Here is a 12,189-nt window from a genome sequence, read left to right as displayed (position 1 = left end):
CCTGCCACCCTTAGGCCCAAGGCCCTCTGCGCCGGTGCGCGATCGCGAGCACCTCGTAGAGCAGGTTGAGGATGGTGGGCCGGACAAGCCAGTTGAACCGGTGTAGGCGGTGAAAATCCTCCGATGCCGTCCGGAAGCCACGTTCGCTCGCGCGATACGCCTCGAAAACACGATCCAGCGCAGACTCATCCCATGCCTCGTCGCGCGCGGCCGCGCACAGCGCTTCGTAGACAACAGAAATCCAGTTTGAGCCGAACGGCTCTGTCACCGGGCCGACGTATCGCTGGCGGTGCAGATCCGGTCTGACAAAGGCATCAATTGCGTCTTCATCACGGGCGTTCAGGTCTATCGCGAGCGCGGCAGAAATCCGCTTCACTTCCCGGCGCCAGTCATCGAGAAGGTTGGCGTAATCGACGAACACGCGCGGCAGGCCGCGCGTGTTCTGTTCGGCGAGCATGGTGTATTTGAGCCACAGGGCGCTCGCCAGTTGCGGCGAGGTCCGATTCAACGCCGCGAGCGACGCGGCGACCTCCTGCGGGTGGCGCACCGTAATCGCTGTCACGATGTCGAATCCGACCTGGCGTGCTGCCTCGAACCACAGGTCGGACAGCGCGGTGATGTTCAGGTCCTTGATGACTACGAGCGGCGCCGACGGCAACTGGGTGAGGAACTTCCGGATGTGCGCGACGTAGGCGGCGCGCTCGTCGGCGTCGAACACGTCCGCCTCTTGCAAGCGCAACGTCGGGTCGAACCAAACGCTACGGTGGCGGCGCAGGATTCGATAGTTGATGCGGTGTGCCGCGCGTGGTTCCCAATAACCAAGCGGGTTGCCCGAGTTGGCACCGGCCAGCCCGGCCGGGAGCGCACCTCCGCACAGCGAGAGAACCCTCGTGAGCGCCGACGTTCCGGACCGGTTCACCCCCATCACGAACAGAGCGACCGGTCGGGCCGCAGCCCCGGGCTCGGCAGCGGGGGTCACCAACGCAACTCGGCATGAGACCCCCTGTGTGAGACCGATCCCCCCATAAGACGGTCCGGCGTCAAGCCGGACCGGTACCGTCGGTGCGGGCAAGCGCCCGCTGCGCGCTTCGCGGCAGCCCACAGGCCATGAGTCATAGGTGCACCATAGTGTAGAAATTTGGAATAGGACACCAGGACTCGGATCTCGGGCTACTCTGCGGGTGATGAACCCGAAGGACGCTTACGCCGCGCGTGACGTCGCCCTCCGTGGGAACCGCACATCTAATGGTGATGCGCCCGTGGATAATCGGCTCGCCTTGGTGGACCAAGCCTTGTTTGCGGGGCATCGAGCAACTGGCCTGAACCTGGTCATCCAGTGCGTGTGGGTTTATGACCACGACGTTGACTTGGACGGGCTCAAGCGTTTCCACCACAATCTCTGTTACGGACTGCTGGGGCGACGCATCGAGCTGTCGCCGCTGCCGTTCGGCCGACCCCGGTGGGTCGTGGATCGCGCGCCGCCCGACATCGAGTTCGCCGAGTGTGCCCGTCCGCGAACTGAACTCAGCGACTGGGCCGACGAACGCTCACAGCACCCTATTGACGCGGAACGCGGGCCCGGTTGGCACCTCGGAGTCCTCCCCCTTACCGACGGCTCGACCGCGGTCAGTCTGGTGCTTTCCCACTACCTCGTCGACGGCCTCGGTCTGGCCCTCACGATCGCTGATGCGGCGCTTGGCAACACGCGCGAGCTTGGCTACCCACCGCCGTGTTCACGCACCCGACGACGCGCGGTGGTTCAGGACGTCCGGCACACGATGCGGGATGCGCCCGACGTTGCGCGGGCGTTTTTCGCTGCGGCGCGGCTTGCCCGAAAGCAGGCCCGCGCGCAACGTGGTATCGCGCGGCCGCCGGCGCCGCAACCGGTCGCGTTGCGCGAAGCCGGTGAGGACGTCGTCGTCGTGCCGGCTGTCTCGATCCACGTCGATTCGGACGAGTGGGACGCCCGCGCGGAAACGCTTGGCGGAACAGGTCACACGCTGGTCGCCGGGTTCGCCGCGAAACTGGCTGAGCGCCTGGGGCGCCGACGTGACGGCGACGGCACCGTCACCTTGCACCTACCGATTAACGAGCGCACCGAGGGTGATACTCGTGCGAACGCGATGTCGATCGCGATCGTCGGTGTCGATCCGACGCGGGTCACCACGGATCTGCACGACATCCGCACCGCGATCAAGCAGGCGCTGGGCACTCTGCGCGAAACGCCGGACGCGTCATTGCAGTTGCGTTCGCTGATACCGTTCACGCCGAAGCGCGCGTTGAAACGAATGGTGGATGCCGGTTTCAGCGACCCTGATGTTCCCGTGCTGTGTTCCAATCTCGGCGACCTCGGCCCATTGGTGTGCCGCCTCGACGGCACCGACGGGGAGCTCGTCATGACACGAGCAACCGGGCAGCATTTCACCCGAGAGTGGCTCGAGCGGGTGGGTGGCCAGATGACCCTGCAATCATGGCGCACGGGGAGTGCCAAGGTTTACCTCACGGTCAACGCCTACCAACCAGGCGCGGAGAACACCAAGCCCGCGTTGCGTGAACTGGCTGCGCGCACGCTGGCCGAGTTCGACCTGACCGGCACGATCCACTAGACGAATTATGAATCGCTGGCCGGACTCACAGCGGAAACGTCTTCCACTACTTGGCTCAAGCGTCTGACCGTGGGCGCATCGATCAAAGCCGCGACCCCCAGACGGGTATCGAGGGCCGAGTTGATCGCGGCGATCACCCGCATCGCCGACAGCGAATCGCCGCCCAGGTCGAAAAACGACTCGTCGACCCCGACACGGTCGACACCCAACACTTGGGCGTAGATGTCGGCGAGGATCTGCTCGACCAGGTTGGCCGGGTCGCGATAACCATTGCCGTTGCCGCGGTTTCGCGGTGCAGGCACCGCCCCGTTGCGCCCCGCGGCCAAGCGTGGGCGTGCCTGCTGATCGAGCAGGTCCAGTGACGACAACGGCCGTGCCGGATCGGCGGTCATGGCCACCAACACCCGGGTGAACCGCTCCATCAGCGTCTCGATGGTTGCGCCGTCGAACACGTCGGTGCGGAATTGGACGCGGAGGTCCAGTTCGCTGCCCGGCACGGCTTGCAGGGCCAGCGGGTAGTGGTAGTAGTCGCGGACGGTGAACTGGGCGATCGTCGTCTCGAGATTGTCGGCCAGCGCGGGGGTTTCGATCGGGTAATTTTCGTAGACCACGACGGTGTCGAACAGTCTCTCCTGACCGGTGAGGCGGTGAATTTCGCTCAGCCCGAGGTGCTGGTGTTCGTAGGTGTCGTTGTGCGTGCGCTGCAACTGATCCAGCAAGTCCGCGGTCGTGGTTTCCGCGGTGATGCTTGCCCGCACGGGCACGGTGTTGATCAACAGCCCCACCATCGACTCCGCGCCGACCACCTCGGCCGGCCGCCCGGAGACCACCGCACCAAACGCCACATCACGCTGACCCGTCAGCCACATCAGCAGCGCAGCCCAGGCCGCCTGCAGCACCGTGTTGACGGTGGTGTGCGACGAGCGCGCCAACTCGTTGATCGCCTGGGTGGTGTCGGCCGGCACCTGAAACGAGGCAATGGCTCGCGGCCCCAGCCCCAACCGATCCGGCGGGCCTACCAATGTCGGGGTGTCGAAGCCGGCCAGCACATCACGCCAAACCGCTTGGGCGGCAGCCTGATCCCGATCGGCCAGCCAGGCGACAAAACGGCGATACGGCGGAGCCGCAGGCAGCCGCTGCCCGAAGTAGCCGGCGAATATCTCCCACAGCAGGATCGGCATCGACCAGCCGTCCGCCAGGATGTGGTGATTGGTCAGCACAAACCGGTGCCGATCGGGTGCGGTGCGTACCAGCGCCGCTCGGAAGGCCGGCTGGTCGGCGAGGTCGTAAACCGCGGCGCGTTCGGCGGCGCACAGGCGCTGGAGCTGCTCCTCGACGTCGCCGCCGTCCAGCTCGACGTATCGCCACGGCGCCACGGGATCGCCCGGGATGATCTGGACCGGTTCGTCGTATTGTGCGCAGAATCGGGCCGCCAGGTTGGGATACCGGTTGACCACCGTGCGCACCGCCTCGCGCAGCCGGTCGGGGTCAAGCGGGCCGGTGAACGTGAAATCCAGCTGCACCGCATACACGTCGTCCTCGCTGCCTTGCGCTGCGCTGGCGTGGAAAAGCAGCCCCTGCTGCAGCGGGGTCAGCGGCAAAACATCGGCGATCGGGTATCGCTGCGCCAACTCGTCGATCTGCTGCTGGCTGAGGCGGGCCGGAGCGATGTCCGACGGGGTCAGTCCCCCGCCGCCGTCTCGCACATGCGCGCAGATTCCGGCCAGTGCCTCAAACCACAACCGGCTCAACCGATCAGCCTGAGCGCCATCGAGCGCCGAGGGCGCCCACATCCAATCGGCGTGCAGCTGCGGGCCGGAGTCGGTGTCGACGGTCCCGGCGTTGAGCTCCACCGTGTGCGCCAACGCCATGGGAACCGCCGTGGCGGCGCCGGTGATCGCCGCGCCGTCCTGACAGATCCGCCAACCATCGCCCGACCTGTCGGCTCCGGCGGCACCCAGACGCCCCAGGTAGTTGAACCCGATCGGCGGGTCGGCCACGTCCAAGTCGACATCGGGATTCAAATAGCGCAGCACGCCGTAGCTCAAAGCATCGGGCAGGGCGCGAAGCTGTTCCTTGGCGTCCTTGATCAGCGCGCCGAGCCCGGCGTCGCCGGCCATCACGTGCGACCAGTCCAGTCCACCAACGGTCAAGGCCACCGGATACTTCGTGGTGAACCAGCCCACCGTGCGGGACAAGTCGATGTCGGGGGCCAGTTCCTCGTGACGTCCGTGGCCCTCGACGTCGATGCCGATCGGCGCACCGGGGTTGTCCAAGAACTGTGTCCACGCCAACGCGAACGCGATCAACAAGATGTCGTGCACCCCGGCGTGAAATGCCGCCGGCACCTCGCCCAAGAGCATCCGGGTGGTCTCGACGTCCAGCGACGCCGTCAGATGCCCGGCGGTAGCGAAAGTATCGACCTCCGGGCGCACTGGCGGCAACGCTGCGGGCGCTGCTGCCACCCGGCGCCACACCTCCGCCTGCTCCACCACCTCCGGCCGGCGCGCGTGCTCGGCCAGCAGCGACGCCCATCGCGCAAACGAGGTGCCCGTCGCCGGCAACACCAGCGGCTGCTCGCCATGACGCTGGGCCCAGGCGATGTCGAGGTCCTCCAACAGGATTCGCCAGGACACCCCGTCGACCGCCAAGTGGTGAACGATCAGCACGAGCTGCTTCGTGGGGGCAACCCACAACGCGCTGAGCATTACCCCGTCGGCCGGGTTCAACCGGGTTCGCGCCGCCACCAGCACCTCGTCGGAGAGCACGTCAACGGTTTGCAGGCAGTCGCCGGCGTCGACGGACCCGGGCGCAGGCACGGTCAATCCGTCGTCGGTGGTACGCGCCCGCAGCATGGCATGCCGATCCAGCAAGGCCTGCAACAGCGCAACCACGTCGGGCTGGGTGGTTCCCGCCGGGGCTTGCAGCAGCATCGTCTGGTTGAACTGGTCAACCGCGCCGGCCATGCTGTGCAACCAGTGCATGATCGGTGTCGCGGCCACCCGACCGGTGCCGTCGTCGAGTGGGCCGGTCTCGCCGTCGGCCACCCGGGCCACCCGGGCCAGCCGGGCCACCGTCTGCTCGACGAAAACATCGCGCGGCCTGCATACCAGTCCGGCGGCGCGGGCGCGGGCCACCACCTGCATCGACAAAATGCTGTCCCCGCCCAGCTCGAAAAACGACTCGTCGACACTGACCTGCTCCAGCCCTAGCACCTGGGCGTAGATGCCGGCCAGGATCTCCTCGGTGACGTTGTCGGGTGCACGGTAACGATCGCCGCTCTGGTATTCGGGTGCCGGCAGCGCCCGGGTGTCGAGTTTGCCGTTGGGTGTCAGCGGCAGCGCCTCGATCACCACCACCGCAGCCGGCACCATGTATGCCGGCAACCGCTCGGCCACCGCGCTGCGCACCGCGGCCGCGTCCACGGCCCCGGTCACATAACCCACCAGGCGCTTGTCACCGGGGTGGTCCTCGCGGGCGATCACCGCAGCCTGCTGCACCCCCTCGCAGCCGGCCAACGCTGCCTGCACGTCGCCAAGTTCTATGCGGTACCCGCGGATCTTGACCTGCTCGTCGGCGCGCCCCAGATACCGCAGCTGCCCGTCGGCGCCCCAACTAACCAGATCCCCGGTGCGATACATCCGCGTCCCCGGCGCTCCAACGGGACAGGCCACAAACCGCGTCGCGGTCAACCCGGCGCGGCCCACATACCCGCACGCCACCCCGGCGCCGGCCACATACAGCTCCCCGACCACACCGACAGGCACCGGACGCATCCAGCCGTCGAGCACGAAGAAGCCCAGATGCGCCAACGGCAGCCCGATGGGGCTGGCGTTGCCGACGACGTCGGCGTCGACGATCTCCCGGAACGAGGCATGCACGGTCGTCTCGGTGATGCCGTACATGTTGATCATCCGCGGCAAACCCGGGTGGTTATCCAGCCATGTCCGAAGACGTTGTGGCTCAAGGGCTTCCCCGCCGAACACCACGGCGTCGAGCTTGAGCTGTCGGCCCAGCTCGGGTGCCAGCGCATCGGCGGCTTGCAGTGCGTAGAACGCCGACGGGGTTTGGCTCAACACGTTCACCCGTTCGGCAACCAACAACGCGTGCAAGTCTTCCGGCGAGCGGACCACCGTATCGGGCACCACCACAACCCGGCCGCCGTGCAGCAGCGCACCGAAGATCTCCCACACCGAGAAGTCGAACGCCAGCGAATGGCATTGCGACCACGCCTGTCGCGGCGACAGCTCCAGCTCGGTGTCGAGCGCCTCCAGCAGCTGGGTCACGTTGCGGTGCGCGACGGCCACGCCCTTGGGCACCCCGGTAGTCCCGGAGGTGTAGATGAGGTAGGCGATGTCGTCGGGGGCCGGTGCCGGCAACGCGGTGCCGGGTTGGGCCTGCACCGCCGGATCGTTGATATCGACGACTGTCAGGTCGTATCCGTCGAGCCGCGAGCGCAACTCGGCAGTGGTGACCGCGGCGATCGGCGCCGCATCGGCGAGCATGAACCGCATCCGCGTCCCGGGCATAACCGGGTCGATCGGCAGATACGCAGCCCCGGTTTTCAGCACCGCCATAATGGCCACAATCGCCTCGGCCGAACGCGAAAACAGCAGGGCCACACGCTGTCCCGCGCCCACTCCACGACCGGCCAGCAGGAGCGCCAAGCGGTTAGACGCCTCGTCGAGTTCCCGATAGGTCATCGACACGCCGTCGAAGGTCACCGCCACCTCGTCGGGAGCGAGAGCCACTTGTGCGGCGAACAACTCCGGCACCGAGACCGACGACGGTACGGGTCGGGTCAATGCAGCGCGGTTGCCGATGTCGTCCAGCAGGGCATGTTCGTCGGCGTCCAGCAGATCGATCGACGACAACGACCGGGCGGGCTCGGCGGTCATCGCCGCAATTACCCGCTCCAACCGCTCGACAAGGGTTCGGATGGAGGCCTCGTCGAACACGTCGGTACGGAATTCCACTGTTCCGCCGATCCCGGCGGGTTCACCGGTCTCGGCCCAGCGTTCGGCCAACGAGAAGGTCAGATCCATCCGGGCAGTGCGGGTATCCAACGGCAGCGCGGTGACCTGCAAGTCACCCAGCCCCACCCCGGCCGTGGGATCGCTTTGCCCGGTGAAGTTCTGCCAAGCCAACATCACCTGAACCAGTGGATGATGGGTCAGGCTTCGGACCGGGTTGAGCCGCTCCACCAACACCTCGAACGGCACGTCCTGGTGCTCGTAGGCCGCCACACCCCGTTGCCGCACCTGCGCCAGCAGTTCTTCGACCGTGGGATCACCGGCCAGGTCGACCCGCAGCACCAAGGTGTTGACGAAGAATCCGACCAGGTCGTCCAGCAGTGGGTCGGGGCGCCCGGCGATCGGGAAGCCCAGCGCCACATCGGAACTCGCGCTGAGCTGAGACAACAGCACCGCCAGCGCGGCCTGAACCACCATGAAGCTGGTCACGTTGTGGTCCCGGGCCGCCCGGGCGACGCGCTGCTGCAGTTCAGCCGGCCATTCCACCGCCAGCATGGCGCCACGCTGATCGGCAACCGGCGGATAGGGCCGATCGGTGGGCAATTGCAGGCGCTCGGGCATCGCGGCCAAGGCCTGCTCCCAGAAAGCCAGTTGCGTGGCGATCAGGCTGTCGCCGTCGTCGATGTCGCCGAATTGCTCGCGCTGCCACAGCGTGTAGTCCACGTACTGCACCGGCAGCTCGGCCCACTCCGGGGCCTGACCCGCGCACCGGCTGGCGTAAGCCACCGCAAGGTCACGCGCCAGCGGGGTGATGGACCAGCCGTCGGCGGCGATATGGTGCACCACGATCACCAGCACGTGTTCGTCGACGCCAGCGCGGAAAAGCCTTGCCTGCAAGGGAATTTCGGCGGCGAGATCGAACGTGTGACGCGCCACGGCGGCGATGGCGTCATCCAGCCGGTCTGCCGACCACCCGGTCGCGTCGACGACATCCCATCCGAAGTCGGCCCGGTCGACCGGGGTAACGATCTGCTGTGGTGTTCCCTGCACCGCCGGGAAGAGGGTGCGCAGGCTTTCGTGGCGGCCGACCACATCGGTCAGCGCTTGAGCCAACGCCTCGGCATCCAGCGCTCCGGCCAGCCGCAGCGCGGTCGCGATGTTGTAAACCGGTGACGCGCCGTGCAATTGGTCGATGAACCACAAGCGGTTTTGGGCAAACGACAACGGCACCACCGCGGGCCGTTGTCGCGCCGCCAACGGCTGCAGCCGACGCGCCGACCTACCGGTTCGGGGCGCCAACTGGGCCACCGTCGGCGCCTCGAAAACCGCCCGCACGGAAAGACCCGCATCGAGGTTGGCGTTGATCGCCGCAACCAGCCGCATCGCCGAAATGCTGTCGCCGCCCAGGTCGAAGAAGGAGTCGTCGACGCCGACACGCTCGAGCCCGAGAACCTGCGCGTAGATACCCGCCAGGATCTCCTCGGTGGGGGTGGTCGGCGCGCGGTAACCGGCATCGTGGTATTCCGGCGCCGGCAGGGCCCGGGTGTCGAGTTTGCCATTCGGCGTCAACGGCCATGTGTCAAGCGCCATTACGGCCGCGGGGACCATATAGGCCGGGAGTCGCTCAGCGAGCGCGCCGCGGATCTGGGCGGGGTCGGCGGTGCCGGTGACGTAGCCGACGAGGCGCTTGTTACCGGGCTGGTCCTCGCGGGCGATCACCACCGCCTGCTGCACCCCGTCGCACCCGGCCAGCGCCGCCTGAACCTCGCCGAGTTCGATGCGGTACCCGCGGATCTTGACCTGCTCGTCGACCCGGCCCAGGTAATCGAGCTGTCCATCGGCGCGCCAGCGCACCAAGTCCCCGGTGCGATACATCCGCGATCCCGCACTCCCGAAGGGGCAGGCCACAAACCGCGACGCCGTCAACGGACCCCGGCCCACGTAGCCGAACGCCACGCCGGCGCCGGCCACGTACAACTCGCCCACCACCCCGACGGGCACGGGCCGCAACCAGCCGTCGAGCACGAACAACGCCGCGCCCGACACCGGGGAGCCGATCGGGACTCCCGACCCCGGTGTCAGCGGGGCGCTGATCGCCACGCACATCGTGGTTTCGGTGGGGCCGTAGGCGTTGACCATCACCCGCCCCGGCGCCCAGCGGTCCACCACCTCGGCCGGGCATGCCTCACCGACCATCACCAACGCCGCCGACGCCAACCCTTCCGGGGAGAGCACCTGCACCGCCGACGGGGTCTGGGTCAGCACATCGACGCGTTCGTCGACCAGCGCGGCATGCAAGTCCTCCGAGGAGCCGGCCACCGACTCGGGCACCACCACCACCCGGCCACCGCGCAGCAGCGCACCGAAGATCTCCCATACCGAGACGTCGAAGGCCAACGAGTGACTGTGCGACCACACTCCGGCGGCAGGCAGCCCCGCGTCCAGGGTCTCCAACAGTTGAGTCACATTGCGGTGGCTGATGGCCACGCCCTTGGGCACCCCGGTGGTGCCCGAGGTGTAAATCAGGTACGCGATCTCGTCGACGGCCGGCGCCGCCAAACCCGTTGCCGGGTAAGCGTCGATGCGGGGGTCAGCGATGTCGATGACCGCCACTTCCTGGCCGCTGAGCCGGTCGGCCAAAGCAGTGGTGGTGATCGCGGCCATCGGCGCGGCATCGGCCAGCATGAACCCGATGCGGGCCGATGGCAGCCCCGAGTCGATCGGCAGGTACGCCGCGCCAGACTTGAGGACGGCCACGATCGCCACGATGGCTTCGACTGACCGCGAAAACAGCAGCGCCACACACTGACCCGGCCCTGCACCGTGTGCAACCAGCAGGTGCGCCAACCGGTTCGACGCCTCATCGAGCTCGCGGTACGTCATCGTGTGGCCCTGGCAGCTGATCGCAACCGCCTCGGGTGCTCGGGCCACCTGCTCGCTGAACAACACCGGAACCGAGACCGCGGTCGTCGGCGCGGTCAACACCGCCCGGTTACCCCAGACGTCGAGCCGGGCACGCTCGTCTTCACCAAGCAGATCCACCGACGACAGCGCGCGGGCGGGATCAGCCGTGAGTGCCAACAGTACCCGTCGCAGCCGCTCGATCAGCGCCTCGATGCTGGCCGCGTCGAACACGTCGGTGCGAAACTCCACATCGCCGCGAATCCCGGAGGGGGCACCGGACTCGTCCCAACGCTCGCCCAGCGAAAACACCAAATCCATTCGGGCGGTGCGAGTATCGATCGGCATCGGCGTGACGTGCAGATCGCGAAGTGTCAATCCGGCAGCGGGGTCCCGGTCCTGCCAGGCCAACGCCACCTGCACCAACGGGGAATGGGTCAGGCTTCGAGTCGGGTTGAGCCGCTCCACCAACACCTCGAACGGCACGTCTTGGTGCTCGTAGGCGGCCAGGCTGCGTGCGCGCACCTGAGCGAGCAGATCGGCAACCGTGGGATCGCCGCTCAAATCAACCCGTAGCACCAAGGTGTTGACGAAAAAGCCGACCAGCTCGTCGAGGGCGGGGTCGCGGCGGCCCGCGATCGGGAATCCCACCGCCACATCGGCACTGGCGCTGAGCTTGCCCAGCAGCACCGCCAGGGCGGCGTGCATCACCATGAAACTGGTCGCGTTGTTCTCGCGGGCCACCCGCGCCACCCGCTGCTGCAATTCGGCCGGCCAGTCGATGGCTACTCGGGTGCCGCGGTGGTCGGCAACCGGCGGGTAGGGCCGGTCCGTGGGCAACTGCAGCCGCTCAGGCAACCCGGCCAGCGCGTCCTCCCAGAACGCCAACTGCGCCGTGATCGGGCTATCGCTGTCGTCGAGATCGCCCAACTGGGCGCGCTGCCATAACGCGTAATCGGCGTACTGCACCGGCAATTCGCCCCAGTCGGGGGCTTGTCCGACGCACCGGCGGGCGTATGCCGCACCCAGATCGCGCGCCAGCGGGGTGATGGACCAGCCGTCGGCGGCGATGTGGTGCACCACGACCACCAGCACGTGCTCGTCATCTGCGGCGCGGAAAAGCTTTGCCCGCAAAGCAATCTCGGCTGCCAGGTCAAACGTGTAATGCGCTGCTGCGTTTACGGCCTCGTCCAGCCGGGCCGCAGACCAGCTGGTGGCGTCGACAACGTCCCACCCGAAGTCGGCGCGCTCGGGCGGCACCACCACCTGCTGGGGGATGCCCTCGGGCGCGACGAACAGGGTGCGCAGGCTCTCGTGGCGGCTCACCACGTCGCCCAGCGCTTGGCCCAGTGCATCGACATCGAGGGGCCCGCGCAGCCGCAACGCGGTCGCCATGTTGTACATCGGTGAGGGCCCTTGCAGCTGGTCGATAAACCACAACCGCTGCTGGGCGAACGACAGTGGAATCACCGCCGGCCGGTGCACCGCCCCCAACGGCTCGAGCCGGCCCGCGGTGCCGCCGATACGGGGCGCCAACTGGGCCACCGTCGGCGCCTCGAACACTGCGTGCACGGCAAGCCCGGCATCCAGGCCGGTGTTGATCGCCGCGACAAGGCGCATCGCCGACAACGAGTCGCCGCCGAGTTCGAAGAAGGAGTCGTCGACGCCGACTTGGTCGAGGCCCAGGACTTGGGCGTAGATGCCGGCCA

At 67.5% G+C, this 12,189-nt stretch carries 3 protein-coding genes; 1 reads left to right on the top strand and 2 read right to left on the bottom strand.

Annotated features, from left to right (window positions below; genetic code table 11):
• Window positions 1-10: 10 nt before the first annotated feature.
• Entirely contained in the window at window positions 11-925 is a 915-nt protein-coding gene (locus AWC14_RS02325) for a sulfotransferase family protein (RefSeq protein WP_057003519.1), read from the bottom strand.
• A gap of 259 nt (window positions 926-1,184) precedes the next feature.
• On the opposite strand from AWC14_RS02325, the gene AWC14_RS02320 reads away from it, so the two are divergent.
• On the top strand, window positions 1,185-2,606 hold the full coding sequence (locus AWC14_RS02320; RefSeq protein ID WP_045385393.1) for a condensation domain-containing protein: 1,422 nt from the start codon (window positions 1,185-1,187) through the stop codon (window positions 2,604-2,606).
• Window positions 2,607-2,611: 5 nt separating this feature from the next.
• Here AWC14_RS02320 and AWC14_RS02315 read toward each other — a convergent pair.
• The coding region (locus AWC14_RS02315) for a non-ribosomal peptide synthetase (protein ID WP_142281519.1) at window positions 2,612-12,189 on the bottom strand (9,578 nt) is incomplete at its 5' end.

The organism is Mycobacterium kyorinense (assembly GCF_002101735.1).
GTDB classification, from domain to species: domain Bacteria; phylum Actinomycetota; class Actinomycetes; order Mycobacteriales; family Mycobacteriaceae; genus Mycobacterium; species Mycobacterium kyorinense.
The sequence above is the reverse complement of the archived record's forward strand: the minus strand, read 5'-3'. Positions and strand labels throughout refer to the sequence as shown.

What these genes read in the sequence shown, in the direction of transcription:
- AWC14_RS02320 (WP_045385393.1), top strand. Translation starts at nt 1,185, where the DNA reads ATGAACCCGAAGGACGCTTACGCCGCGCGTGACGTCGCCCTCCGTGGG.
- AWC14_RS02325 (WP_057003519.1), bottom strand. Translation starts at nt 925, where the DNA reads ATGGGGGTGAACCGGTCCGGAACGTCGGCGCTCACGAGGGTTCTCTCG.